We start from the raw sequence: 25,016 nt of genomic DNA on the forward strand, positions 1-25,016 counted from the left end.
ATAATAAAGGAGTGAATTGCATGTTTAATACTATTGAAGAAGCTATTGAAGATATAAGAAATGGGAAAATGGTAATCGTAGTTGATGATGAAAGTAGAGAGAATGAAGGAGATTTGCTTATGGCAGCTGAGATGGCTACTCCTGAATCAATAAATTTTATGGCTACATATGGCAGAGGTCTAATTTGTCTACCTGCTACTGAAAAGAAATTTAAAAGTTTAAACATACCTCTTATGGTTAGAGAAAATACAGATACATTTCAAACAGCATTTACTGTTACTATAGATAGTGCAGATACACTGACTGGTATATCTGCATATGAAAGAGCTGAAACAGTAAAATTATTCTGTGATGAGAATTCTACAAGTAAAGATTTCAAAACTCCTGGTCACATTTTTCCTTTAATTGCAAAAACTGGTGGAGTTCTTGTTAGAGATGGTCATACAGAAGCTTCAGTAGACCTAGCTAGACTTGCAGGTTTTAAAGAAATTGGCCTTATCTGTGAAATAATGAAAGATGATGGTACAATGGCAAGAGTTGATGACTTAATGATTTTTAAAGAAAAGCATAATTTAAAAATCATCACTATAAAAGACCTTATAGAATATCGTAAAACAAATGAAACTACTATAGAAAAAGTATCTAGTGCTTTTCTTCCAACAAAATATGGTAATTTTGAAATCATAGGATATAGAGATACTTATTCAAATGAAGAACATATTGCTCTTACCTATGGAAATATAAATGGAGAAAATACTCTAGTTAGACTTCATTCTGAATGTTTAACAGGTGATGTGTTCCACTCTTTAAAATGTGACTGTGGACTGCAATTAGAATCTTCTATGAAGAAAATTGTAGAAAACGGAAATGGTGTTTTAATTTATATGAAACAAGAAGGTAGAGGTATTGGTCTTTTAAATAAAATTAAAGCTTATAAACTTCAAGAAGAAGGTTATGATACTGTTGAAGCAAATTTGATGCTTGGATTTGAAGAAGATATGAGAGATTTCTATATGTCTGCTCAAATACTAAAAAATCTGAATATAAAAAGCATAAACCTTTTAAGTAATAACCCTGATAAAATAAATCAATTAGAGAAATATGGAATAAAGATTGAAAATAGAGTTCCTATTAATGAAGAAATTAATGACTTTAATAAGCTATATCTAAAAACTAAGAAAGATAAAATGGGACATCTATTAGATATTATATAAATAAGTTTATGAAAATATTTTTCTACTAAGTAATTTTTTACAATTACTATCAAATACATTTAATATAATATAAATAAAATTGGAGGAAATAAAAAATGATATATGAAGGAAAACTTATTGGAAAAGATTTAAAAATAGGTATAATAAATTCTCGTTTTAATGAATTTATAACATCAAAACTTTTATCAGGAGCTGAAGACTGCCTTTTGAGACATGATGTTTCTCCAGAAAACATAGAAGTAGTTTGGCTCCCTGGAGCTTTTGAGATTCCTCTTATTGCGCAAAAAATGTCTAAGAGCGGTAAGTATGATGCTATAATATGTTTAGGATGTGTTATAAGAGGAGCTACTTCTCATTATGATTATGTATGTAGTGAAGTATCTAAAGGAATCGCAAAGGTCTCTTTAGACAATGAATTACCTGTTATATTTGGAATCGTAACTACAGAAAATATTGAACAAGCTATTGAAAGAGCAGGTACAAAAACCGGGAATAAAGGTTATGATTGTGCTATGAATGCATTAGAAATGGCAAACCTATTTAAAGCTCTAGATTAAATACTACCATTTCAACTCCTCCACTTCTTACTGAACAATTTGCATACCTCCTCTAAAATTATATACTAATCATCAAATCTACTTTTAAAATCTTAAAATAATTAAAAATATGACTCTAAGTATAAAATACCACAAAGCTATATAGATTACTATTAAGGTTATTGTTTTTATTTATAACATGTATTAATACTATACTAATTATCTATTTTATTATTTTTTTAATTTACCATACAATATAATTAAGAGTAAGTAATAATAAAACACTATGATTTAATTGGTACTTATTAAATATTTATGAGGAGAATAAATTATGAAAACATATTCTATACAAGATTTAACACTAGATAAACGTAAGCTTATAAAAAAATATTCTCTTACTTTAAATGAGAATTTAATTTGGGAGTTTAGACATGATAAATACCACACTATAAAATACTTCACACACAAGTTTGCAGTTAAAGAATCTATGCTTGCACTTTTGTTCAATATACATAAATTGTGCTATGCTAAAATAAAATATTTTGAGTCAAATTTTTCAAAATATGAACCTTATAAATATACTTATCAAGATGGATTTGTTAAATGTGAAATGTATGATATGAATTTTATGTTGCATAAATACAGTAATATAATGATAGATTTGAGGAATTTGCAAGAAATCAAAACTATAGAAGAGTTTAGATTATTTTGTGATTATCTAGAAAGCTTTGAAGATAATTTACAGGATTTAATTATATAGTATTTTGGAGAATAAACTTAAAGATAAAATCTATAATAAATAATCTATCTTCAATAATAAAAACTTTTAATAAAACTAAATCACATAATAAAAAATATTACTGGAATTAAAAATTCCAGTAATATAAATTAATTAAATATTATATTCATATAAAGTATATACATCATCTAGTCTTTCAAAATGATTTCATAATTTTATACTATTTTTTTATCCTAAATGTTCCTCAGGTAATTCACTATGCCACTCTGATACATTTTCTAGACCTTCTATTTCATCTGCAATAAACACAGGGTCTTTTATTCCTGATTTTTTTTGACTTGTATAATCTTTTAAAGCAATAAAGGCATATTTCCCTAAAAGTGCTATTGCTATTAAGTTTATTATCGCCATCAATGCCATAAATAAGTCTGCTAGATTCCAAACTACATCTACTTGAGTAAGTGAACCAAATAAAACCATACCTACGACAAAAACTCTAAATATATTAAGTTTAGTCTTACTTTCACTCATAAACTCCATATTTGATTCACCATAATAGTAATTTCCTACTATAGAACTAAATGCAAATAAGAATATACAAACTGCTATAAATATATTTCCAATTGGTCCTATATGATGAGTTAAAGCTTCTTGAGCTAATTCAATTCCAGTTGCTCCACTACTAGCATAATCTGAATATAATAATACCATGAATGCTGTACAGCTACATATTATTATAGTATCTGTAAAAACACCTAAAGATTGAATTAGACCTTGTTTTACAGGATGAGTTACATGTGCTGTTGCAGCAGCATTAGGAGCACTACCCATACCTGCTTCATTAGAAAATAGACCTCTCTTTACTCCAGTCATTACAACTCCCATAAATGTACCAATTGCCATTCCTTTAAAATCAAATGCACTTTCTACTATTAATGCTATAACGCTTGGTATCTCTGTTATATTCATTGCAACTATAGATAAAGCAACTAATATATATAATCCTGCAAATACAGGAACTATTATTTCAGAAACTTTTGCAACTCTATGCACTCCACCAAAAATAACTATTGCAGTTAATATTCCAAGACCTATTCCCATAGTCATTTTACTTATTCCAAATGCATTACTAAATGCAAGTGAAACAGTATTTGCTTGAACTGCATTAAATACAAAACCATAACATATAGTTATAAGTATTGAAAACAAAACACCCATCCATTTTTTATTTAAGCCTTGCTCCATATAATATGCTGGTCCACCTCTAAAGGCTTGACCATTTTTTACTTTATAAATCTGAGCTAATGTACTCTCAACAAAACTTGAAGCAGAACCAATCAATGCTATAAGCCACATCCAAAATACAGCACCAGGTCCTCCTGCTACTACTGCAATTGCTATTCCAGCTATATTTCCAGTCCCAACTCTTGAAGATGTACTTATACAAAATGCTTGGAATGAAGATATTTTTCCTTCTTTTTTTGCATTTTTATTTGCTGTACCATCACCTAGAAGTCTAAACATTTCTATAAAATATCTGAATTGTACAAAATTTGTTTTAATAGTAAAGTAAATACCAATTACAACTAACATTACAATTAAGATGTAAGACCATAAGTAATTGTTTACAAATACTACTGCATTATTAATACTAGTTAAAATACCATTGAAAAAATCCATTATATTAATTACCCCCCCTATTTAATTTTGTTTTCTCAATAAATCTTAAAATCAAAAAAATGAATAATTCCTTGTTAAAAATTCATTAATTTAATTATAATATTTATAAAATCAAATTACAAGGCTTAAAATGAATAATTTTTTTAATATATTGCAGTTTTATATTCAGATTCAACCTTTTTTATTACTTTTATAATATATATATTTAATATTTTATAATTGTTATTAGATATAATAAATTCTACTTTTAATGGTATATTTTTTCGTTTGTCGTTTAATATTATTAGTAATAGAATAATTTTAAAATTTATTTAAATAACAAAAATTTTCTTTAAATTCTATCAATTTTTCAAAAACTTTGTTAAATAATATACTTTCATACATCCATTGAAAAAACAATAAAAAAGTAATACTATATATAGTACTAGCATTAGACACAAAATAATACAAATGGAGGTACTTATATTATGGAATTTCAACAAATAATAGCTATATGTATATTTTTAATAGTTATGGCAGCTATTATTACAGAAAAGGTAAACAGATCTGTAGCAGCTGTTGGTGGTGCACTATTAATGATAATATTCAATATACTTACACTTGATGAAGGATTAAGCCATATAGATTTCAATACTATTGGTGTATTAGTTGGTATGATGCTATTTGTTGCTGTTGTCAAAAATTCAGGACTATTTGAATACATAGCTATCTGGACTGCAAAGAAAGCTAAAGGTGACCCTTGGAAGATAATGATTTGTTTTGCTATTATAACAGCTATTTTATCAGCTGTATTAGATAATGTTACAACTGTCTTACTTATTGGTCCAATGACTATAGTTATTACACAAATATTGGGACTCAACCCAGTTCCATTTTTAATAACACAAATTTTAGCTTCAAACATAGGAGGAACATCTACTCTTATAGGAGACCCTCCAAATATTATGATTGGTAGTGCTGCTAACCTTAGTTTTATGGATTTTGTAATAAATTTAGGTCCTGTTGTTATAGTAATACTTGCTATAACTATAATATGTTTCAAATTTATTTATGGAAAAGAACTTGTTGTAAATGAAAAATCTAAGATTGCAATATTAAAACTTGATGAAAAAAAATCTGTTAAAGATAAACCTTTACTTATAAAAAGCCTTATATTAATAGCATTCATACTTTTAGGTTTTATGTTCCACAGCACAATCCATATAGACTCTTCTGTTGTGGCACTAACAGGAGCATCTATAATGCTTCTCATAGGAAAACAAGATGTAGATGAAATTATGGCAGGTATTGAATGGTCTACAATTTTATTCTTTATGGGATTATTTGTAGTAGTTGGTGGATTAGTAGAAGTTGGCATAATAAACAAATTGGCTCAAGCATTGATTGGACTTACAGAAGGACATCTTGTATTTACAATGTTGTTGATATTATGGTTATCAGCAATAGTTTCTTCTTTCTTAGATAACATTCCATTTGTTGCAACACTAATTCCACTTATTTTGACTATGCAAGCTGAAGGAATTGATGTAATGCCATTGTGGTGGGCAACATCTCTTGGAGCTTGTCTTGGAGGAAATGGTACACTAATAGGAGCATCTGCTAATGTTGTACTAGCAGGCATAGGCAATAAACATGGGCATCCTATATCTTTTAAAGAGTATTTCAAAATAGGTTTTCCACTTATGATTATATCTATTATTATATCTACTGTTTATTTAATTATAAAATTTTAAAAAATATAGTATAATAATACTAAAGGGGATGTGTATATATGAATATTAATACTGTTCAAGGAGATTCAATTGAAGTTCTCTTAAGACAGCTTGGAGCCACAAAAATATCAAAAGTAAGTAGTACATTGTATTTTATCAAGTTTGATTTAGGAGACGGTTGGGAAGTATCTTATACTTATAATATTAATGCTAAAGATCAATATTTTTTACAAAGAATTGAACCATATCCTATTGGTAGAGGCCTGTTTAATGATGAGTATGAAATAGTATCATTTATATCAAAGGATTTAAAAAAATTTCTAAATGCTAAGAATAGTAGTAACTTTAAAACCTTTGTTGAAGTTACTAGAAAAGTCAATTCTATCATTGATAATGTAGAAGAATTATTTTTAAACTACAATGTAGATGGTGATGATTTAAAAACACTTAATAAGGAACTTAATGACATACTAAATGATATTGACTATATAGAAAAACATACAAAAAAAATCTAAAAGTAGTAAATTTGTAAACTTTAGACATTACCAAAGACACTATCCAAAATCATAAAAAGCTAAATTTTAGTTTTAAAAGAATAAAATAGCTGATGAAGCATATGTTTCATCAGCTATTTTGTTTTTAATGATGTCCACATCCATCATGTGAACAAGTATGATTTGATGGAAACTCTACTAATTTTCCATCTTTAAGTAGGTCTAAATTAGCACTTATAGTATCAGCTTCTGCTTTGTAAACTTTTATTCCCATGCCACTTAATTTAACTATAGCTCCTTGTCCTATCCCTCCAACTACTACTGCATCTACAGCTGTACCTGATAATGCTTTTAATGGTTGACATTTTCCATGTTCATGGTCTAAATCTCCATTATCTAAAGATTTAACTTCTCCACTTTCTAAATCACACACGACAAAAATTGGAGCAGAACCAAAATGCCCATATGGTTTGCTATCCAACCCTTTATTTTCTTCTACTGGTATACATACTTTCATTATTATTTCTCCCTTCTCTTACAACATTTTTTTATAGATTTACATTCTTTGCTGCATCCTAGATGTATTGTATTTACATCAAATACATCTATAAAGCTTTCACTAGAATTCCTTAACATAGAGTTTATAAAATCTATACATATATTAAATGATTCTTTATTAATATGATATAAAACATAGTATCCTTCTTTATGACCTGTTATTATACCAACATCTTTTAATATTTTTATATGTTGTGAAACAGCAGAATCTGAAATTCCTAGATATTTAGAAATTCCTTTTTGGCATATATTTCTCTTAGATACTAATATAAGTATGTTAAGTCTAGTTTCATCACTCAATGCTTTAAATATTTTAACCAAGTTTTCCATAAGTACCTCTTTTTGATTAAGTAATCACTTAATTAAATTATAGTACTCTTAATTAAATTTTTCAACCATTATTTTGAAATTTTGTAATATATTATAAATAGTTATAATATTTTCTAAAACACTTTTGGAAATTTTTCAAAATGAGAGTACTCAAATATGTTTTAAAATATTTTAAGTAAGAATAATTTACAAATAAAAAACTGTCTTAAAATAATTAAATTATTTTAAGACAGTTTTTTATAAATATATTTAAAAGGTTAATTAATACAGATATTAAGCCCTTTTTAATTTATCTAAATAGTAAACAGCATTTAATGCTGCTATTTGTCCTTGCCCAGCTGCCTTTATATAAGAATATGGTTTTCCAACACAATCTCCAGCAGCAAAGCATCCTTCTATACTAGTCTTCATATTATTATCAACTTTAATATGAATACCATCAATTTCTATTCCAGGAATCAATGCACTTGGAGCTGTACTATCTTTTATAACGAATACTCCATCAACTTCAATGTGGTTTTCTTTAAAAGATACTTTATTTACAAGTTTATCTCCAACTATTTGTACTGGTCTGTCATGTATAACTTCAATGGACTCATCTAGGTTATCTGAACTTCTCATAAGATTTTCTTTTTTGTACATAGGTATAAAATAAGTCTTTGAAGTGAGTTCACTTAAAAAATTTGCTTCTTCTTTAGATTCTTCATTATATCCTATAACTGCTACTTTTTTATTTCTATAAAGTGGTGCATCACATGTAGCACAATAACCTACACCTCTTCCTAAAAATTCTTCTTCTCCCTTTATCGGTCTAGTGTATTCTACCCCAGTTGCAAGGATTACAGTAGTAGCTTCATACATATCATTTCCAGACATTATTGCAAAATATTCTCCCATAGCATAAATATTATTTATTCTTTTATTTTCAATTGAAATGTCCATACTATCTATATGTGATTTAAACTTGTCTTTTAATTCATCACCACTTATATCATAGAAGCCTAAATAATTATCTATTGAAGGAGCTTTAACAAGCTTATTACTTAAATTATCATTACCAAACATGATAATTGTTTTATTTCTTATTTTTGCATTTATAGCAGCAGACAGTCCAGCTGGACCACTGCCTATTATAGCTATATCATATCTCATAATACTCACCCATTTTTTATAAATATGATTTTACTTTCATTTCAATTTTGTTCTTTGGCATGAATCCAATTAAAGTTTCTACTGGTTTTCCATCTTTAAATATAATCATAGTTGGCACTGTAGATACACTAAACTGTTGAGCTATTTCTAAGCTCTCATCTATATCAACTTTTACAAATCTAGCTTCATCTTTCATCTCTTCACCTAATTCTGCAAATACAGGTCCTAACATGTTACAAGGTCCACACCAAGTTGCAAAGAAATCTACTACAACTACTCCCTTACTACCTTCAACACTACTTCTAAATTCAGATGTATTTATAACTTTTGCCATTTTTTAAACCCTCCTATAAACTTTATTATCCCTATATGATTATACTATGAAATTCATAAATATAATTTTACTTTTATAAGGTTTTTTTATATTTTGTTTTATACTAATTAGTATACCCATTCTTGATTTCTAAAAACAAGTTTTTATATTTTTATTATTTTAACTTTTTTGGTATTGATAATTCAAAGGTAGTTCCAACACCTATATCAGAAGTTACATTTACCTCAATAGACAAATTCAGACTAATCATACGAGCTATTGAAAGCCCTATTCCAGAACCTTCTAAATCTTTATTTCTTACATTTTCACTTCTAAAAAATCTATCAAATATAAGTGGTATTTCTTCTTTTTTTATGCCTATACCAGTATCACTTATAAGTAAAATCACCTCATCTTCTATCTCTTCTTTTAATTCTAATACTATTTCATCACCCAGCTTTGTATATTTAAAAGCATTATCAAGAAAAATCAATATAAGCTGTCTTAATTTATTTTTATCTGTTGTTATAACTTTGTTCTTCAGTTTAGAATTAAATACAAATCTTTTTTCTTGAAATTCAGCGATATCAATATAATCCTCTGATACCTCTTCCAATAACTTTTCTAAGTCTACTTCTTCTAAATTGATTTTAACAATAGAATCTTCTTTAGTAAGAGACAATAAATCAGTTATCATTTTTTTAAGTCTTCTAGTTTCCTTCATTGCAGTAGCTATTGTTTCAACTTCATCATTCACTGTACTTTCTGGGGATTTTAACATACTTTCTAATTTTGATGAAACTATTGTTATCGGTGTTCTTAATTCATGAGAAGCATCTTGTATAAACTTAGCTTGATTTTTCCATGCTGTTTCTATTGGAATTAAAGCTTTTCTAGTAAGATATACAGCAACAAAATAAGTAATTATTACAGAAATCAATATTCCAATTATAAGAACAGATGTAAGCTGTTTTAAAGAATTCATCTCAGAATCTATATTTCTAATTATCTGTATTTGGTATCTACCTACATCCACATTTAATTCTCTAAAAGTATATCCGTTTTCTGTGTATTTAAAAAATGAATTTTTTTTATCTAGTCTTCTATCTGGAAGCAACTCATCAAAATATTCATTTTGAGTATAATAACTTATTCTACCATCTTCATATACATATACCATATCTTTAGGGTCTTTGAGTCTTATTGGGTCCAAAAATGATGTTCTTTTAAATTGAGAAACTATATATTCAAGTTCATCATTTATCTCACTATCAATTCCACTATATGTAAGTCCTCTAAAATATGAATATATAAATATAGAAAAGATTATCAAAAAGCTGCCTACTACAACAATATACATTTTTATTAGATGATTTTTAGTACTAGTAAATACATTCTTATTTATCATCGAATATATATCCTACCTTACGTTTAGTTTTAATATATTTATCATATCCATATTTACTGAGCTTTTTTCTTAGATTACTTACATATACCTCCACTATTTCAATGGTTGCATCTGAATCAATTCCCCATATTCTATCATAAATTTGTTCTTTTAACAAAATTGAACCTTTATTTAATACAAAATACTCAAGCAAGTTAAACTGCTTGTTTTGAAGTTTTATTTCTTCTTTTTCAATATATACTCTTTTCTCTAATGTATCCAAATATAAAGATTTAAATTGTAATCCATTTCTTTCTTTTATCTTTCCATTAGTTCTTAGTATGGCGTAAACTCTCGCTACTAATTCTTCCATATAAAAAGGTTTTGTCAAATAATCATTAGCTCCTATAGTAAATGCTTCTACTTTGTCGTCTAAGGCTTCTTTAGCTGTCAATATAAGTACAGGCGTATCTATATTATTAACTCTCATCTTCTTTAGAATATCAATTCCATTTATATTAGGAAGCATTAAATCTAAAATAACTAAATCATAGATATTTTGATTCACCAAGTATAAGGCTTCTTCTCCATCTTCACACTTTTCAGTTTCAAAATGTTTGCTAAGTTCTTCTACTACACTTTCTAAAAGTATCTTATTATCTTCAACTATCAAAACCTTCATAAATATCCCCTACCTTTATTTGTCTATCTTAACTTTATGAGATTTTAAGTCAATATCTACATTGGCTTTTTCTTTTATATCATCATACGTATATCCTACTATTTCAACATTTTTTGCTTTTGTTGAACACAATATATCTATATCTGTCTCTTCTGAAGCTTTTAAAATCTTATATGATGGTACACGATTTACCATTAAATATTCTCCATTTTCATTAACTTCTGCTGTTTTAAGGATAGTATTTCCTAAATCTTTTGAAGATGAATTTTTTACTTTTATTTGATATGTAATTCCCTCTTTTGATTCATTTATTTTTTTAAGTTCTGATGTAGATATTACCTCATACTGACTACTGTTTTCTAGCTTAATATTATTATTTCTTATATCTATAGTATTTTTTTTTAAATTAACATAAACAATCTTGCCCTCTGCTTCATATTCATATGCATAAACTTCTACACTCTTTGCAAAAGTTTTATGCCCATATTCTATATAAGCAACTTTCCCAGGCATTAGAGTCATATCCAACAAAGCCTTACTATCTGAAGAAATAATTTTTTTATTCTCATCATATTCATTATATATTAACTCAACATTTGATACATTAAAAGTTGAATTATTTTCTATCTTTGTGGATGTGTCTACTTTATCACCTTCATCTATGTTTATAATTTCTGATTTCCCTATATTCAATACTTTTGCATTTCCCTCATCTATTTTTACCTCATTATTATCTTTTGTTTGAATGTCGACTGTATCAGGTTGTTCCTCTTTTTCACATGCTGTCAATGTAAAAGTAAATATTGTTAATGTAATCATTAGAAATATTGATTTTTTTACTATTTTATTCATATTAAGCACCTCATATAGTAGTATTTTTATAGTAGATTCTTATATTTTTTCATAAATTCTTTCAATGCTTGTGTAAATATTTGATGTTTTTCAAAATTTGAATTACTACATAACCTTTCAAAATCATTCCATGTTTCTTTGTCTATACGTATTCTTGTTGTTTTTAATTCATCTATGGTTTCATTATCTATATGTATATCTTTTTTATTAGATGCTTTTTTAGGCTTTATATTGTAATCTTTTACTTCTAAATACCAATCATATACTTCACAAAGCTTATCTAAATCTTCTTGAGTTATATTTATTTTTCTATCTTTTTTAGGCTTAACATTTTTTTTTGGTTTTGTATTTTTTAAATCTGTGCTATTAAACTCAATTTGTTCAACACTTTTGCTTAAAATCTTTTCATTAGAAATCTTTTTTTTGGTGCTTACTTTTTTTCTATTACTTGTATTATTCTTTTTATTTTTTTCATATTCTTTAGCTTTTTTCTCTTCCAAGTTTCCATTGTCTAAGTTTTCATTATAATTTAATTCGTCTTTTAATATGTATTTACCTTTTTCTGACTTATATCCTTTTTTATTTAAAAAGGTTCTTAAAGTACTTTGACTAATTTTTAGATTTTGAGCTATCTCTGCAAATTTAATCCCTTTGCTTTGAAGTTCTAAAAATTTATCAATTCTTTCCTCGTTGTTATTCATTAACATTCCTCCGTCAATATCTTCTTGTCTTTCTTTTCATACTTCTTATTATATTCTTCTTTTTTGAATCTACTCTATTTGATTCAATTATTTTTTGTAGCGTTTTATTGTAAGTAAAATCATCTAAATTATTATTTTTTATATAGAAAAATGTTTCTTCTTCATATTTAATAAAACAAATTGACAGCAACCATGCCATACCCATTTTAACATAATATTCTTTACTTTGTATATTATTACAGTATTCAAAAATTTGTTTAATATGTTTATCATCAACATAATATATTAAAAACATAACTAATGCAAATCTAATTTCCCACGGATTTTCTGAATAAACACATTGTTTAAGTATATCATACATGTTTTCTTTATATTTTTTTGTATATTTTAAACCAGAACAAAACCCGTCACAAACTGACCAATTATTTATTTTAGGTACAAATCTTTTTATATAGTATAAAGTTTCTTCAAAGTTACTATTTATATTGCCAATTATCATACCTTGTAGTACAACTTCTTCATAATATGTATCCTCTGCTATTTCTAAAAACTCTTTCCAATTTCCTTTGCTTATTTCTTTTGATAACTTTCTTAAATTAGGAATTCTAATACCTATTATATTATCTGCCCCAGGTATGATCTTTTTATTAAAATCTCTATATCTGATATCTTGTATAGACTTCATATATTCTAAAAGTTCATTATAATCCAAATTATCCCATTTTTCCCTATTAAATATCATTTATTTACTCCTTAATTCCTTTTTCTTATTGTAACATAAAACTCTACAAAAAAAGCTTCTAACTATCAGAAGCTTTTTAAAAAATATACTAAGTTTTTTAAAAGAAAATTTCAACAAAATTAATGCTAATCTCCTACACCAAAGTCTGTATTGTTGTATAAAACTTCTATATTTGGATTTTCATCCAAAAATTTATACTTACTAATAAACCATTTTACTAACTCTTCATCTCTTTTTATACTAGAAGAATTATTTATAAAAACATTCACTGTTGCTTTTTCAAAAGTATTTAATATAATCTCTATATCTTTGTCTATCATCTCTTTTGTTTGCCCTTCAATCCCAACCATAATACATGGCGAATCAAAATAGTCTTTTACATCTTGTGGAGTCTTAAATTTTGCATTTTTATTTAAAACATTATTTCTAAAATCATTGTCAAAGGTTTCAACACCAATTTTAAATACTATGGGAATTTCAAAATAGTCTCTCATTTCTTTAAGCCTGTTCTTATAAGACCAATGACTTTCTAGAAATAATTTTTTTATATTTTTCTCTTTTATAATACATTTTATTTGTTCTAAAGTATCCTTAGGTAGTTCAAAACAACTGCCAGAATTTATGACCTCAAGGACTCCATATTTTCCAGTTATGTTCTTTAAAACCTCCAGATTTAATTTGTTCATCTCTTCTTCTAAATTAGAATTATCATCTATATAATCACAAAAAGAACACTTTCCCCATATACAAGGAAATCCTTTAAGTAAAACAATTTCTCTTTGATTTTTATTTGTTATCTTACTGTATCTATCCATTTTTTCTCCTATCTTTCTCCAGTCAATGATACCTTTAAAGTTTTGGGAACTGCATTTAATCCTATATTCACTAAAACAACTGCTACCAACTTATCTGCATAGTCAGTGAAAATTTGAGTTACAAATACACTAAAGACATCTCCTAGCCCTAATACTTTCAAGATTTGTACTATATAAGAAGAACCTGAGGATGTCATACCTCCAAACAAAAAAGCTGAAATTATTGAACTTATTATCGATGTTGGAATAGCAAATAATAGTACTCCTAATGGAGTTTTTATACCATTTAAAAAATTTTTTTTAAATGCTATTCCAGCAAGTAAGCCTGTTGATATTTGAACTGGTGCAAAATAGAGAGAATATACATCAAATGTAACTCCACTTATTAGGCTTCCAAACACACCTGTAATGACAGCATATTTAGGTCCTAAAAGTGAGGCTATCATTATAGTTCCTATTGAATCTAAGTATATAGGTAATCTTAATCCCATAGCTATAAATGCACCTATTATATTTATAGCTATACCAAAAGCTATAAGAGTAATAGTTTTTATACATATTTTTGGTTTCACACTATATCACTCCTTTCACAGAGTCTATAATGTCTTCATAACCTTTAAAAAGCCTCTTTAAAAACATGTACATAAACTTCTTCTCATCAACTTCATTTAGAACAATTGCATTAGGACGTTTTTTATAGAAATCGAAAGAATCTACTATAGATTGACCCATAGCTATTCCATCTTCTACAATCTCTACATATGATTCAAATCCTTCACATATACTTCTATCTATAAAGTATGCTACTGCTAGAGGGTCATTTATCACACAACCAATTATTCCTTCCTGTTCCCAATGGAAATCAATATAGAATCTAGTTATTTCAGTTATGTACTTTGCTATTTCTTTATCAAGTCTATTTATAAACTCAATAATGTTGGGAGTAAGTACAATTTTTCTAGTTACGTCTAAACCTACCATGTGAATTTTTTTAGATAAATGCTTGTAAACATAATCTGCTCCGTGTGGGTCTACCCAATAGTTAAATTCTGCTACTGGAGAGCAATTTCCATGAATTCTAAATGCTCCTCCCATAGATACAAATTCATCAAGATTTTCAAAGGCTTCTTTATCTTTCATAAGTGCTTTAGCTATATTTGTAAGTGGTGCAAGTGCTATTATTGATACTTTTTCATGATTATGTAAAGTACTTATTATAAAATCTACTGCTCCATTGTTTGCCTTAGCTTCCATCACTTTTTGATAAAAGTTTTCTCCAATACCATCTTCTCCATGTGTATCTTGAGCTGTTACAAGTTTTCTTTTTAGTGGTGCTTCTTCTCCTATATATACTGGTATATTTAGTGAAGAACACATTTGGAGTGTTTTTAGTGCATTTTCTGCACCTATATTTGCTGGAACATTTCCACAACATGTGGTAATTCCTATTACTTCTAGCTCTGGTGAATTTAAAGCCAGAAGGATTGCCAAAGAATCATCAATTCCTGGGTCACAATCAATTATTACTTTTCTTTTTTCCATTTTTTATCCTCCTTGATTTGTGGTCGAGGAGAACTACACATCTTTTTTCCACTTTCAAAAAGGTGTGTCTAAGGGTATTAATTATATACTGCCACTATATAATTCCTTAGTTTTTTATACTTGGAGTTCTCGAACAAGTACAGATGTTAAATTCTAATTTTAGGCTATTTATTATAGACTATAAAAAAACTTCAAACATCTGATTTAATAACTATAAAATAAATTTTATAGTATAAAAGAATTTATTATATTTTAATGTATTTTATTAAAGTTTGTTTAAAGTTATGAACTAACTTTAACAAAATGTGGCACGTTTAAACCGATTATTATTATACAACAATACCGCAAATATTACAATTAATAACTCTAACTTATTATCTATAAAAATATATTAACTTATATTATTAATAGTTTACTAACAGCATAAAAAAATAGTTTATTGACAACATTAAAATTTAAACATATAATAACAGTGTAAATTAAGTTAACACTGTTAAGTTATGAGGTGATTATATGAGTATTAAAGAAAGACGTAAAAATGAAAAAGCAGAAATGAAGAAAAAAATTATTGATGCTAGCATCGAAATTATCAATCAATATGGATATGAAAATTTATCGATAAGAAAAATTGCTACAAAAATAGAGTATTCTCCAACTACAATTTATCTTTACTACAAAGACAAAGCAGAGATTATCAGTGATATGACCAATAAGCTTTATAACACAATAGAAAGTAACACTATTGACCTTATGCATAATTCTTCTTCTCTACCAATAGATATACAAATTATAAAAATTATGACTAGCTTTATAAAAACTCTCTCTAGTGAACCAGAGATGTCAAAAGCCATTATGCATAGTAAAATGAATTTTATATTTGCATCTGAAAATATAAATAGTACACCTAGTAATAATGGTATAAAAATGCTCGATGAACTCCTTTCCATTGGGATTAAGCAAGGAATATTTAAGCAAGATGTAGATAAAACCTCATGGATGCTTATAAGTGCGCTATTAGGATTCGTTTTATGTATTGTAGAAAATCAATTGTATTCTTTACATAATTTTTCTCAGATTATAGACAATTTCTTAGAAATTTTAGTGGGAGGACTTTATAATGAAAACTCAAAACGAAGTTACTAATAAGAAGAAAAAATCTTTAAAAATTTTAAAAATATCAGTGGTTCTATGTTTTGTATTTGTATTTATTATTATTTTAATTGCAAGTAACTTAAAACCAGAAAAGTTAGTGGTGAAAAATATAAATCTCGCTAACGTAAAAAATGGCATTTATACTGGAAGCGCTGATAATAAACTAGTAAAAGCTACTGTATCTGTTGAAGTTAATAATGGTAGAATCCAAAATATTAATATACTAAAACATGACAATCTTTTAGGTAAACCTGCTGAAAAGATTATAACAAATATTATTGAGCAACAGTCTTTAAATGTAGATGCTATAAGTTCTGCAACTTATAGCAGTGATACTATACGAAAAGCTGTAGAAAATGCTTTAAGAAAAGGAGAATAATTATGAATACTATTATTATATATTCAAGTAAATATGGTTGTACAAAAGACTGTGCGAATATACTAAAAAATAAACTATCGGATAATGTCACTATTGTTGATATTAACAATAAGAATATTAAAATTGAATTATCAAAATTTGATAAAATTATTATTGGAAGCTCTATATATGTTGGTTCAGTTTCAAAAAAAATCCGTATATTATGTAACGATAACATAGAATTATTAAACAAAAAACAAGTTGGTATCTTCCTTTGTTGTGGCTTTTCTGAACAAGCAGACAAATATTTAAAATCAAACTTTCCATCATCTTTATTAGAAAGTGCAAAGGCGATTGGAATTTTTGGTAGTGAAGCTCGATTAGAAAAAATGAAATTTTTAGATAAACTTATTATGAAATCTGTTACAAAAGGTAATTATGACAGTTTTAGAATATCACAGGATAATATAGACGATTTTTTAAGAAATTTTAATAGCTAAAATAAAATTACTTATCTCTATAATAAACTCTTTTTATTTATAAGTAATATTGCCAAAAATAGTCTTTAATCTTTACCAAAATTTTATTATTCTTAGTGAAATCTAATGAAATTAGTACTTAACATATATTTTATTCATTATAATAAAAAAGGAGCTTATCTCTATTTTGAGACAGCTCCTTTTTATAATATCTAATTTAAAACTACTATTTCAAACATTGTCACATATTTAAACTATAAACTTATTAAAATCAATTCATATTAGTTTAAAATGTAATCATTCTTATTCAAATTCCTTTACAGAACTCTTATTTATTTTGACACTTTAAAACATCTTCCCTATTTTTTCTTAAATTTTATAATAATAGTCCTATTAACGCAAATACTATAAAAAGAGTTTAACTTTATCCATTAAATAAATTTAAATCAAAAATATATAGAAATGGAAGGAGAATAATTTATGATAAAACTAATTGGTATATTAATAGTTGTAATTGGATTTATACTTAAAATCGACACATTGTTTACTGTATTATTAGCAGGAGTAGCAACTGGAATTGTTGCAGGATTAGATTTTAATCAAATCTTTACAGTTTTAGGGGACTCTTTTGTTTCAAATAGAGGCGTATCATTATTTATATTGACATTGCCAGTAATCGGTGTATTAGAAAGATATGGTCTAAAACAAAGAGCTGTTTCTTTAATAGAAAAATTAAAAAGACTCACAACAGGAAAAGTACTTACTATATACATGATAGCTAGACAAATAGCTGGTGCTCTATCAATCAGAATGAGTGGACATCCTCAATTTGTAAGACCACTTGTTAATCCTATGGCACAAGCTGCTGGTTTAAGTAATAGTGATGAACTAAAAGAATCGGATGAAGAAGCCATAAAAGCATTATCTGCTGCATCAGAAAACTATGGAAACTTTTATGGTCAAAACCTATTTGCAGGTAGTAGTGGAGTATTACTTATAGCCTCTACTCTTACTCAATTTGGATATAATGTAACTGGAATTAATATTGTAAAAGCTAGTATTATTATGGCAGTAATAGCACTTGTAGTAGCTACAATCCAGTTTACCTTATATGATAAAAAGTTAAATAAGAGTCATAAAAAATAGATTTATTTAGGAGGAATAGAAATGCAAAATTTTATAAATATATCATTAGAAATTTTTTACGCATTAATGGGGTTTTTAATGATTGTCATAGCATATAAGTCTTTTACTACTATAAGTAACAATAAAAAATATGGTACATCATTATTTTGGATACTTATATCACTGCCATTCATATTTGGTAGATTGATTCCAGCTAATATAATCGGAATAATACTAATATTATCTAGTTTATTGACACTTTCTAAACAAGTTGTATTTGCAAAGTATGAAGAACCAGATGAGAATTTTGGAAAAGAACATGCAGATAAACTTAAAAACAAAATATTTATACCATCATTAATATTAGCATTTGCTGCGGTAATTGTAGCTATGAGCCTTTCTAATTTTGATAATTCTTCACAGTTTGCAATAGGTGTAGGTTCAATAATTGCATTAATATCAGCTCTTATAATAACCAAATCAAAACCTGCTACATCAGTTCAAGATGGTTCAAGATTACTTCAACAAATGGGACCTGCTAGTATGCTACCACAACTTCTAGTTGCATTAGGAGCTTTATTTACTCAGGCTGGAGTTGGTGAAGTTATTTCAAACATGATATCTGGAGTAGTTCCTGCTGATAATAGATTATTTGGCGTTATAGCGTATGTATTAGGGATGGTTATATTTACCATGATAATGGGAAATGCATTTGCTGCATTTTCAGTCATAACGGCAGGAATTGGAATTCCTTTTGTATTGTCACAAGGTGGAAATCCTGCTATAATTGGAGCATTAGCATTAACAGCAGGATACTGTGGAACTTTACTTACTCCAATGGCTGCTAATTTTAACATCGTTCCAGCAGCCTTACTAGAATGTAAAAATGATTATATTGTTATAAAGTATCAAACCCCAGTTGCTTTGGTATTAATTATAGCCCATATATTAGTAATGTACTTTTTAGGATTTTAATATAATTAGGAGGTAAAATAATGAAAATTTTGTTAACAGGATTTGACCCATTTGGTGGAGAACCAATAAACCCAGCACAAGAAGCAGTTGAAAGGGTCAATGATAATATAAATAGTGCAGAAATTATAAAAATAACTATACCAACAGTTAGGACAAAATCGGTTGAAGCTATAGATAAAGCTATTCAAGAACACAATCCAGATATAGTAATATCAGTTGGACAAGCTGGAGGTAGATTTCATATTACACCTGAGAGAGTTGCTATAAATATAGATGATTTTAGAATAAAAGATAATGAAGGTAATCAGGTTATAGATACTGTTATAAAAGAAGATGGTGAACCTGCATATTTTTCAAAATTACCTGTAAAAGCCATGGTAAAACATATGAATGAAAATAAAATTCCAGCTAGTGTTTCAAACACTGCGGGTACATTTGTTTGTAATCACGTAATGTATGGAATTCTTTATATGATAGACAAGAAATATCCTAATATAAAGGGGGGATTTATACACATCCCATATATGACTTCACAAATAATAAATAAAAAGAATACACCATTTATGTCTTTAGAAGAAATAGTCAAAGGTTTAGAATTGGCTATAGAAGCTTGTATTATATACAAAGAAGATATAAAGGAAATTGGTGGTGAAATTTCATAATAATTTTTTAAGTATTTTTATAAGTTACAAATAAGAATTATTTAAATATAGACTGTGAATAAATCATTTAAACGATTTTACTCACAGTCTTTTTATTATATGTACAGATACAAAGTTAAGGTCTATTCTTCTCTCCCCACTCACACATTGCATCTAAAATTGGAATCAGAGATTTTCCCCTTTCTGATAAACTATATTCTACCTTAGGAGGTATTTGAGGATATTCAGTACGAATAATCAAGTTATCTGCTTCTAATTCTTTTAAAGATAAACTCAAAGTTTTATAGGAAATAGTATTTATATAACGCTTTAATGCATTATATCTGACAACCTCAAATTCTACAAGACAGTAAAGAATTATCATTTTATATTTGCCACTAATCAGTGAAAGTGTATAACTAAATCCCGTTTCACTTAAATCTGTATTTGAGATACAATCTATACCCATATATTACACTCTCCTTTTGGTTAGTATTGAACAAAAATGTGCGTACTTGTTTTTAGAATAATTTATAATAAAATTATAGTGTAAGAGTAATTGAAAGTCAATTTGATAATAGGAGGTATTTTATATGGTTAAAAAAAGACATGCAGAAATATCTCTTAGAAAGTCTATTAAATAAAGTTTACTGGAGGAAATTTATAATGAAAGTTTTATTGATAAACGGTAGCCCAAACCAATATGGATGTACTTATACAGCATTAAATGAGATTACTAAAGTATTGAATAAACACGATATTGAAACAGAAATATTGTATTTAGGCAAAAAAGCAATACCAGGATGTACTAGTTGCTCATCCTGTTTTGAAACTGGAAAATGTATTTGGAATGATAAAGTTAATGAATTGGTTGAAGAGCTTGATAACATTGATGGTATTATTGTTGGTTCTCCTGTTTATTTTTCCAGTGCAAGTGGTCAACTAACTTCATTTCTTGACCGTCTGTTTTTCATAGCTGGAAGTCGCATGGCTACAAAACTTGGTGCTTCAATTGTATCCTGTAGACGTGGTGGTGCTAGTGCAACATTTGACCAACTAAATAAATATTTTTCAATTAGCAACATGCCTATTGTGTCATCACAGTATTGGAACCAAGTACATGGATTTACGCCAGAGGATGTTATGAAGGATGAAGAAGGATTACAAACTATGCGAACTCTAGGAGAAAATATGGCATGGCTTCTTAAGTGTATCTCAGCTGGTAAAGAAGCTGGAATTAAAGAACCACAATATGAAGAGAAAATTATGACTAATTTTATAAAATAAATAACAAAAATAATATAGAATTAGTTAAATAAAAGTATTAATTTATAAATAAAATAATCATATATTAAGATGAAAAACAACAAAACAGAGGTATTAAATTTTTATATTAAACCTCTGTTTTATCATTCCACTAATAACCAAACCACACACTCTATCATATACTTATAAATAAATTACAATGCTACTTTCTAAGTTGTTTAAATACATTAAATAGTACTTGCAATTGAAAGCCCATTTATTAAGTATATTCCTAAGATATACAATATATATATATGGATTGGATAGTATAAATAAAAAAAATATTTTAAGCTCTTCCCCTTCTCTCCATTGTAAAGTAACATTAAAGGTAGAGAAGCAACCATCATCCATTGGTAATTTTGTAAAATAGAATTTTTTAAACTATAATCCCCATTTGCCATTGCTACAAATATAAATATACACATTAAAACATAATAAATACTTAAACTAAATTTTTTGCCTCTACACAAATAAAAAATAATCCCCAGTATAATCCAAATTGGCCCACCTTCTACTAAAAATGGTACTGGTACCAAAATCATAAAGAAAGTAATAACCTTATTAGCAGCTTTAAAAAGTAAAGTTACTGTAAATATTCCTAAAATTACAGGAATAATTATCATCAATAATCCTATAATAAGATATTTTTCTTCTTTTTCTTTTCTAAATTTCTTTATAAACTCTATTGCTTGTAAATAAATTGCTATTAAAAATAATGTTGAAAAAATATTATTTATAATTATAGCTCCTTCTGGATGTGGAAATACATTATTAATTATTTGATTTCCTATCGCCATAATAACAGACCACAAATACAATCTACTTATATATTTTTTTCTGTTACTAGTATAACAAAATCCTTCAACTGCCATAAATATAAACAGTGGTGCTGATATTCTACCTATCCAATGAAACCAAATTGGTATTTGCATTGTTTGTGGAATGAATGCTGCTATATGGTCAAATGTCATAAATATTAATGCTAGTATCTTAATAGTAAACCCACTTATCCCATTTTTAAAAAAATCCATATCCTATCTCCTAATTTTGATTTATTTCTATGATAATTTCTGTTCCTACTCCAACTTTACTACTTACATAAATCTTCCCTTTATGAATCTCTATTATTTCTTTAGAAATAGCCATCCCAAGACCTGAACCTTTATGCAACTCTCCTGTATTAGTACCTCTATAGTATCTTTCAAAAATATGTTTCAAATCACTTTTATTTATTCCAACCCCACTATCTTTTATTATAATTTCTATATTATCTTTTTTTGCAATTTCTACCTTTATCAAAGTTTCCTCGTTATTGTGAACTATTGAATTAAATATAAAATTGGTTATAGCTCTTCTAAATAAGATTGAATCTACGCTTACTTCAATTAAATCTTCATCACTTTCAAACTCAATATTCCTATTTCTATATCTATTGTCATTTAAAATATCCACTATTATATTTCTAACTAAACTGACTAAATTTATTTTTTTCTTGTTCAAAGCTATAGTATTATTTTTTAATCGGGTAGATAAATTTAAATCATCAACCAAATCTTTTATATACTTAGACTTATTATATATAATTTCTGTATACTCTTGTAACTCATCTTCTGCAATCTCATAATCTTTGTCATTGATTATTTCTGCATACCCTTGTATAGATGCTAGAGGTGTTTTTATATCGTGTGTTATATTTGTCAGCCATTCCTCTCTCAATTCTTCATTTTCTTTTCTCTCATCTTCATTTATTCTTAAAGTATCAGCTAACATATTTATATTTTTAAAAACTTCTTCATATATACCTCTATCCTTAATATATAAGCTATAATTTCCATTAGCCATAGTCTCAATACTCCATAGTACACTTGATATTGGTTTTGTAAGTTTTCTACTAAATAAGTATCCTACACCTAAAGCAGCCACACCATCAATTACCAACGTTATAATGATAATTTTATTTAAAGTTTCTTTAATATTATTTTTTGAATAAGTTAAAATTATTCTTGATATATCTCTACTAGGTATACCAATTATTATGTTTAGATGTTTTTTGTTTAAATATTTTTCTAAGACAAAATTAACATACTCTGTTTCTATATACTTGTAATTATTGACCATTTGAAATGGTGTATATTTTTTTGGAGCATCCTTTGGTACATTTATTCCATACACTTCTTCTCCTGAATCATTTAAAACCTGTAGCCAAGAATTTGATTTTTCTAATTTATCAATCCCAATTTTGGATAGTTTAAGTTGCTCATCTTTTTCGTATAACTCTTTTTCAAAAGAACGTACAAATTCTTCAGGATTATTTTTAGAATCTACAACTTTAAAAAAATTATCATTTGAAATCACATACAATATAGACATTATATTTATAATGACTACTGATATAACTACAAATACGATTGTAAGTATAAAGTTTCTGGTAATCTTCCATTTCATGTTCTAATCTTCCTTTACTGCTAATTTATATCCAAGACCTTTTATTGTCAGAATATATTCAGGTTTTGAAGGATTATCCTCTAGTTTTTCCCTAATTTTTCTTATATGAACCATTATAGTATTGTCAAATCCAACATAATCTTCTCCCCATACTTTATCCCATAGTCTTTCTTTACTTATAATTTGATTTTGATTGTTTGCAAATAAAGATAATATTTTTAGTTCCTTTGCAGATAATCCTATAGGATTTCCATCTTTTATAAGTTCTGCCCTACTTTCATTTAATTTATATGGACCAAATGATATAATTTTTTCTTTATTATTATCTAAATCTGTACTTTCATTTTGAACCTCGTTAAAGTAACTCAACCTTCTCAAATGAGCTTTAACCCTAAAAGCTACTTCCTTAGGGCTAAAAGGTTTTGTGACATAATCATCTCCTCCAATCGCTAGTCCAAGTAATTTGTCTAATTCTTCAGTTTTAGCTGATAAAAACATTATTGGAGAATTAGAGATTTTTCTTATTTCTTTGCAAATATCATAACCTTCACCATCTGGTAACATAATATCCAATATAATTAAATCAGGATTAATATTTTTAAATACTTCTAATCCTTCTTTTCTAGTTTTTGCCGTATATATGTTATTAAGACCTTCTTTTTTTAAGACAGTTTCCAAAAGCTTTAATATTTCTACCTCATCATCTATTATCAAAATACTATTTTCCATAAACAACCTCCTATGACAATTTACCTATATATTAGCATATATTTTATCTAAAATTCATATATCTTATTTTAAACTAAACTAAGATATAAATAAAATCACTATTATTTTTAGTTAAAATTTTTTACTTGATGTAAAATTTTTATATGTTATTTTAGTTAATAATACCATTAATATAATTGAGATTGCTATAGAGAAGCCTATCAAGACACTTGGTACGTTATATCTAACAATTTGTTGACTCATCATAATCCAATTTGGAGTTACTGACATAAATTTTATAGCTTCATCTGGTATAAATCCTACACTAAAATATGGAATTGCCATTCTGAACCTCCCATGACTAAAGTCACAGGGTTCC

Annotated in this window: 29 protein-coding genes, 1 pseudogene and 1 riboswitch; of the genes and pseudogenes, 12 read left to right on the top strand and 18 right to left on the bottom strand. The window is 27.1% G+C overall.

Annotated elements, in window-relative coordinates:
* Nucleotides 1-20: 20 nt before the first annotated feature.
* The 3 genes from KGF39_RS09835 to KGF39_RS09845 all read left to right on the top strand — a co-directional run bounded on the left by KGF39_RS09835 (nt 21) and on the right by KGF39_RS09845 (nt 2,510).
* Nucleotides 21-1,214 carry a bifunctional 3,4-dihydroxy-2-butanone-4-phosphate synthase/GTP cyclohydrolase II gene (locus tag KGF39_RS09835; protein ID WP_227822174.1) on the top strand — a complete coding sequence of 398 codons (1,194 nt, stop codon included), beginning with the start codon at nt 21-23 and terminating at the stop codon, nt 1,212-1,214.
* 95 nt (nt 1,215-1,309) lie between these two features.
* A complete protein-coding gene (ribE, locus tag KGF39_RS09840) occupies nt 1,310-1,771 on the top strand; it encodes a 6,7-dimethyl-8-ribityllumazine synthase (protein ID WP_227822175.1) in 462 nt (153 codons plus the stop codon).
* Nucleotides 1,772-2,081: 310 nt separating this feature from the next.
* A complete protein-coding gene (locus KGF39_RS09845) occupies nt 2,082-2,510 on the top strand; it encodes a hypothetical protein (protein ID WP_227822176.1) in 429 nt (142 codons plus the stop codon).
* Nucleotides 2,511-2,717: 207 nt separating this feature from the next.
* Here the strand turns inward: KGF39_RS09845 and KGF39_RS09850 are convergent, their stop codons facing one another.
* A complete protein-coding gene (locus KGF39_RS09850; protein ID WP_227822177.1) occupies nt 2,718-4,169 on the bottom strand; it encodes an alanine/glycine:cation symporter family protein in 1,452 nt (483 codons plus the stop codon).
* Nucleotides 4,170-4,636: 467 nt separating this feature from the next.
* Here KGF39_RS09850 and KGF39_RS09855 point away from each other — a divergent pair, with 467 nt between their 5' ends.
* Both KGF39_RS09855 and KGF39_RS09860 read left to right on the top strand, forming a co-directional pair.
* Nucleotides 4,637-5,902 carry an ArsB/NhaD family transporter gene (locus tag KGF39_RS09855; protein WP_054273689.1) on the top strand — a complete coding sequence of 422 codons (1,266 nt, stop codon included), beginning with the start codon at nt 4,637-4,639 and terminating at the stop codon, nt 5,900-5,902.
* 38 nt (nt 5,903-5,940) lie between these two features.
* Entirely contained in the window at nt 5,941-6,396 is a 456-nt protein-coding gene (locus KGF39_RS09860) for a hypothetical protein (RefSeq protein ID WP_227822178.1), read from the top strand.
* A gap of 124 nt (nt 6,397-6,520) precedes the next feature.
* Here KGF39_RS09860 and KGF39_RS09865 read toward each other — a convergent pair whose 3' ends face one another.
* From KGF39_RS09865 to KGF39_RS09920, 12 genes are all read right to left on the bottom strand, one after another.
* Entirely contained in the window at nt 6,521-6,892 is a 372-nt protein-coding gene (locus KGF39_RS09865; protein WP_227822179.1) for a NifB/NifX family molybdenum-iron cluster-binding protein, read from the bottom strand.
* Nucleotides 6,893-6,894: 2 nt separating this feature from the next.
* Nucleotides 6,895-7,263: an ArsR/SmtB family transcription factor gene (locus KGF39_RS09870; RefSeq protein ID WP_227822180.1), complete on the bottom strand. Its 369-nt coding sequence runs from the start codon at nt 7,261-7,263 to the stop codon at nt 6,895-6,897.
* A gap of 273 nt (nt 7,264-7,536) precedes the next feature.
* A complete protein-coding gene (locus KGF39_RS09875) occupies nt 7,537-8,415 on the bottom strand; it encodes an NAD(P)/FAD-dependent oxidoreductase (RefSeq protein WP_054273685.1) in 879 nt (292 codons plus the stop codon).
* Between the two features lie 16 nt (nt 8,416-8,431).
* Complete coding sequence (trxA, locus tag KGF39_RS09880) at nt 8,432-8,749, bottom strand: thioredoxin (RefSeq protein WP_054273684.1); 318 nt, start codon at nt 8,747-8,749, stop codon at nt 8,432-8,434.
* Between the two features lie 154 nt (nt 8,750-8,903).
* Nucleotides 8,904-10,136 (bottom strand): sensor histidine kinase, encoded by a 1,233-nt coding sequence (locus KGF39_RS09885; protein WP_227822181.1) that lies wholly within the window; start codon nt 10,134-10,136, stop codon nt 8,904-8,906.
* Nucleotides 10,126-10,797 carry a response regulator transcription factor gene (locus KGF39_RS09890; protein ID WP_227822182.1) on the bottom strand — a complete coding sequence of 224 codons (672 nt, stop codon included), beginning with the start codon at nt 10,795-10,797 and terminating at the stop codon, nt 10,126-10,128. Before KGF39_RS09890 ends, KGF39_RS09885 begins: the two co-directional genes overlap by 11 nt.
* Before the next feature lie 15 nt (nt 10,798-10,812).
* The gene (locus KGF39_RS09895; RefSeq protein ID WP_227822183.1) at nt 10,813-11,649 is read right to left on the bottom strand and encodes a hypothetical protein; all 837 of its coding nucleotides are present in this window, start codon (nt 11,647-11,649) and stop codon (nt 10,813-10,815) included.
* Nucleotides 11,650-11,675: 26 nt separating this feature from the next.
* A complete protein-coding gene (locus tag KGF39_RS09900; protein ID WP_227822184.1) occupies nt 11,676-12,350 on the bottom strand; it encodes a DNA-binding protein in 675 nt (224 codons plus the stop codon).
* A gap of 13 nt (nt 12,351-12,363) precedes the next feature.
* Nucleotides 12,364-13,092, bottom strand: a complete 729-nt coding sequence (locus KGF39_RS09905; RefSeq protein WP_227822185.1) for a DNA alkylation repair protein — start codon at nt 13,090-13,092, stop codon at nt 12,364-12,366.
* 125 nt (nt 13,093-13,217) lie between these two features.
* Nucleotides 13,218-13,907, bottom strand: coding sequence for a radical SAM protein (locus KGF39_RS09910; RefSeq protein WP_227822186.1), 690 nt, complete (start codon nt 13,905-13,907; stop codon nt 13,218-13,220).
* Between the two features lie 8 nt (nt 13,908-13,915).
* Entirely contained in the window at nt 13,916-14,479 is a 564-nt protein-coding gene (locus KGF39_RS09915; protein WP_107594065.1) for an ECF transporter S component, read from the bottom strand.
* Nucleotide 14,480: 1 nt separating this feature from the next.
* Nucleotides 14,481-15,449 carry a nucleoside hydrolase gene (locus KGF39_RS09920; RefSeq protein ID WP_227822187.1) on the bottom strand — a complete coding sequence of 323 codons (969 nt, stop codon included), beginning with the start codon at nt 15,447-15,449 and terminating at the stop codon, nt 14,481-14,483.
* Between the two features lie 100 nt (nt 15,450-15,549).
* Nucleotides 15,550-15,593, bottom strand: a riboswitch (PreQ1 riboswitch).
* 369 nt (nt 15,594-15,962) lie between these two features.
* Here KGF39_RS09920 and KGF39_RS09925 point away from each other — a divergent pair.
* The 6 genes from KGF39_RS09925 to pcp all read left to right on the top strand — a co-directional run bounded on the left by KGF39_RS09925 (nt 15,963) and on the right by pcp (nt 20,200).
* Nucleotides 15,963-16,592, top strand: coding sequence for a TetR/AcrR family transcriptional regulator (locus KGF39_RS09925; protein ID WP_227822188.1), 630 nt, complete (start codon nt 15,963-15,965; stop codon nt 16,590-16,592).
* The gene (locus tag KGF39_RS09930; protein WP_227822189.1) at nt 16,567-16,980 is read left to right on the top strand and encodes an FMN-binding protein; all 414 of its coding nucleotides are present in this window, start codon (nt 16,567-16,569) and stop codon (nt 16,978-16,980) included. Before KGF39_RS09925 ends, KGF39_RS09930 begins: the two co-directional genes overlap by 26 nt.
* Nucleotides 16,981-16,982: 2 nt before the next feature.
* Nucleotides 16,983-17,459 carry a flavodoxin domain-containing protein gene (locus KGF39_RS09935; protein WP_227822190.1) on the top strand — a complete coding sequence of 159 codons (477 nt, stop codon included), beginning with the start codon at nt 16,983-16,985 and terminating at the stop codon, nt 17,457-17,459.
* A 459-nt stretch (nt 17,460-17,918) separates the two neighbouring features.
* Nucleotides 17,919-18,584 carry a DUF969 domain-containing protein gene (locus KGF39_RS09940; RefSeq protein ID WP_227822191.1) on the top strand — a complete coding sequence of 222 codons (666 nt, stop codon included), beginning with the start codon at nt 17,919-17,921 and terminating at the stop codon, nt 18,582-18,584.
* A gap of 21 nt (nt 18,585-18,605) precedes the next feature.
* A complete protein-coding gene (locus tag KGF39_RS09945) occupies nt 18,606-19,538 on the top strand; it encodes a DUF979 domain-containing protein (RefSeq protein WP_227822192.1) in 933 nt (310 codons plus the stop codon).
* Between the two features lie 20 nt (nt 19,539-19,558).
* Entirely contained in the window at nt 19,559-20,200 is a 642-nt protein-coding gene (pcp, locus tag KGF39_RS09950) for a pyroglutamyl-peptidase I (protein ID WP_227822193.1), read from the top strand.
* Between the two features lie 115 nt (nt 20,201-20,315).
* On the opposite strand, the gene KGF39_RS09955 is transcribed toward pcp, so the two are convergent.
* The gene (locus KGF39_RS09955) at nt 20,316-20,648 is read right to left on the bottom strand and encodes a winged helix-turn-helix transcriptional regulator (RefSeq protein WP_054273669.1); all 333 of its coding nucleotides are present in this window, start codon (nt 20,646-20,648) and stop codon (nt 20,316-20,318) included.
* Between the two features lie 197 nt (nt 20,649-20,845).
* Between KGF39_RS09955 and KGF39_RS09960 the strand changes: the two genes are divergently transcribed.
* Nucleotides 20,846-21,466 (top strand): flavodoxin family protein, encoded by a 621-nt coding sequence (locus KGF39_RS09960; RefSeq protein ID WP_054273668.1) that lies wholly within the window; start codon nt 20,846-20,848, stop codon nt 21,464-21,466.
* Nucleotides 21,467-21,672: 206 nt separating this feature from the next.
* On the opposite strand, the gene KGF39_RS09965 is transcribed toward KGF39_RS09960, so the two are convergent.
* The 4 genes and pseudogenes from KGF39_RS09965 to KGF39_RS09980 form a co-directional block, all read right to left on the bottom strand.
* Nucleotides 21,673-22,515 (bottom strand): TraX family protein, encoded by an 843-nt coding sequence (locus KGF39_RS09965; protein WP_107595406.1) that lies wholly within the window; start codon nt 22,513-22,515, stop codon nt 21,673-21,675.
* A gap of 10 nt (nt 22,516-22,525) precedes the next feature.
* A complete protein-coding gene (locus tag KGF39_RS09970) occupies nt 22,526-23,929 on the bottom strand; it encodes a sensor histidine kinase (protein WP_227822194.1) in 1,404 nt (467 codons plus the stop codon).
* A gap of 3 nt (nt 23,930-23,932) precedes the next feature.
* Nucleotides 23,933-24,658, bottom strand: coding sequence for a response regulator transcription factor (locus KGF39_RS09975; RefSeq protein ID WP_227822195.1), 726 nt, complete (start codon nt 24,656-24,658; stop codon nt 23,933-23,935).
* 111 nt (nt 24,659-24,769) lie between these two features.
* Nucleotides 24,770-25,016, bottom strand: a pseudogene (locus KGF39_RS09980) (ABC transporter permease); the annotation flags it as partial.

Origin of the sequence: Clostridioides sp. ZZV14-6345 (assembly GCF_020657775.1) — a bacterium.
In the GTDB taxonomy this organism is placed as follows: Bacteria; Bacillota; Clostridia; order Peptostreptococcales; family Peptostreptococcaceae; genus Clostridioides; species Clostridioides difficile_D.

Excerpts from the sequence above, each read along its gene's own strand:
- KGF39_RS09835 (WP_227822174.1), top strand. The coding sequence starts at position 21 with ATGTTTAATACTATTGAAGAAGCTATTGAAGATATAAGAAATGGGAAA.
- ribE (WP_227822175.1), top strand. The coding sequence starts at position 1,310 with ATGATATATGAAGGAAAACTTATTGGAAAAGATTTAAAAATAGGTATA.
- KGF39_RS09845 (WP_227822176.1), top strand. The coding sequence starts at position 2,082 with ATGAAAACATATTCTATACAAGATTTAACACTAGATAAACGTAAGCTT.
- KGF39_RS09850 (WP_227822177.1), bottom strand. The coding sequence starts at position 4,169 with ATGGATTTTTTCAATGGTATTTTAACTAGTATTAATAATGCAGTAGTA.
- KGF39_RS09855 (WP_054273689.1), top strand. The coding sequence starts at position 4,637 with ATGGAATTTCAACAAATAATAGCTATATGTATATTTTTAATAGTTATG.
- KGF39_RS09860 (WP_227822178.1), top strand. The coding sequence starts at position 5,941 with ATGAATATTAATACTGTTCAAGGAGATTCAATTGAAGTTCTCTTAAGA.
- KGF39_RS09865 (WP_227822179.1), bottom strand. The coding sequence starts at position 6,892 with ATGAAAGTATGTATACCAGTAGAAGAAAATAAAGGGTTGGATAGCAAA.
- KGF39_RS09870 (WP_227822180.1), bottom strand. The coding sequence starts at position 7,263 with ATGGAAAACTTGGTTAAAATATTTAAAGCATTGAGTGATGAAACTAGA.
- KGF39_RS09875 (WP_054273685.1), bottom strand. The coding sequence starts at position 8,415 with ATGAGATATGATATAGCTATAATAGGCAGTGGTCCAGCTGGACTGTCT.
- trxA (WP_054273684.1), bottom strand. The coding sequence starts at position 8,749 with ATGGCAAAAGTTATAAATACATCTGAATTTAGAAGTAGTGTTGAAGGT.
- KGF39_RS09885 (WP_227822181.1), bottom strand. The coding sequence starts at position 10,136 with ATGATAAATAAGAATGTATTTACTAGTACTAAAAATCATCTAATAAAA.
- KGF39_RS09890 (WP_227822182.1), bottom strand. The coding sequence starts at position 10,797 with ATGAAGGTTTTGATAGTTGAAGATAATAAGATACTTTTAGAAAGTGTA.
- KGF39_RS09895 (WP_227822183.1), bottom strand. The coding sequence starts at position 11,649 with ATGAATAAAATAGTAAAAAAATCAATATTTCTAATGATTACATTAACA.
- KGF39_RS09900 (WP_227822184.1), bottom strand. The coding sequence starts at position 12,350 with ATGAATAACAACGAGGAAAGAATTGATAAATTTTTAGAACTTCAAAGC.
- KGF39_RS09905 (WP_227822185.1), bottom strand. The coding sequence starts at position 13,092 with ATGATATTTAATAGGGAAAAATGGGATAATTTGGATTATAATGAACTT.
- KGF39_RS09910 (WP_227822186.1), bottom strand. The coding sequence starts at position 13,907 with ATGGATAGATACAGTAAGATAACAAATAAAAATCAAAGAGAAATTGTT.
- KGF39_RS09920 (WP_227822187.1), bottom strand. The coding sequence starts at position 15,449 with ATGGAAAAAAGAAAAGTAATAATTGATTGTGACCCAGGAATTGATGAT.
- KGF39_RS09925 (WP_227822188.1), top strand. The coding sequence starts at position 15,963 with ATGAGTATTAAAGAAAGACGTAAAAATGAAAAAGCAGAAATGAAGAAA.
- KGF39_RS09930 (WP_227822189.1), top strand. The coding sequence starts at position 16,567 with ATGAAAACTCAAAACGAAGTTACTAATAAGAAGAAAAAATCTTTAAAA.
- KGF39_RS09935 (WP_227822190.1), top strand. The coding sequence starts at position 16,983 with ATGAATACTATTATTATATATTCAAGTAAATATGGTTGTACAAAAGAC.
- KGF39_RS09940 (WP_227822191.1), top strand. The coding sequence starts at position 17,919 with ATGATAAAACTAATTGGTATATTAATAGTTGTAATTGGATTTATACTT.
- KGF39_RS09945 (WP_227822192.1), top strand. The coding sequence starts at position 18,606 with ATGCAAAATTTTATAAATATATCATTAGAAATTTTTTACGCATTAATG.
- pcp (WP_227822193.1), top strand. The coding sequence starts at position 19,559 with ATGAAAATTTTGTTAACAGGATTTGACCCATTTGGTGGAGAACCAATA.
- KGF39_RS09955 (WP_054273669.1), bottom strand. The coding sequence starts at position 20,648 with ATGGGTATAGATTGTATCTCAAATACAGATTTAAGTGAAACGGGATTT.
- KGF39_RS09960 (WP_054273668.1), top strand. The coding sequence starts at position 20,846 with ATGAAAGTTTTATTGATAAACGGTAGCCCAAACCAATATGGATGTACT.
- KGF39_RS09965 (WP_107595406.1), bottom strand. The coding sequence starts at position 22,515 with ATGGATTTTTTTAAAAATGGGATAAGTGGGTTTACTATTAAGATACTA.
- KGF39_RS09970 (WP_227822194.1), bottom strand. The coding sequence starts at position 23,929 with ATGAAATGGAAGATTACCAGAAACTTTATACTTACAATCGTATTTGTA.
- KGF39_RS09975 (WP_227822195.1), bottom strand. The coding sequence starts at position 24,658 with ATGGAAAATAGTATTTTGATAATAGATGATGAGGTAGAAATATTAAAG.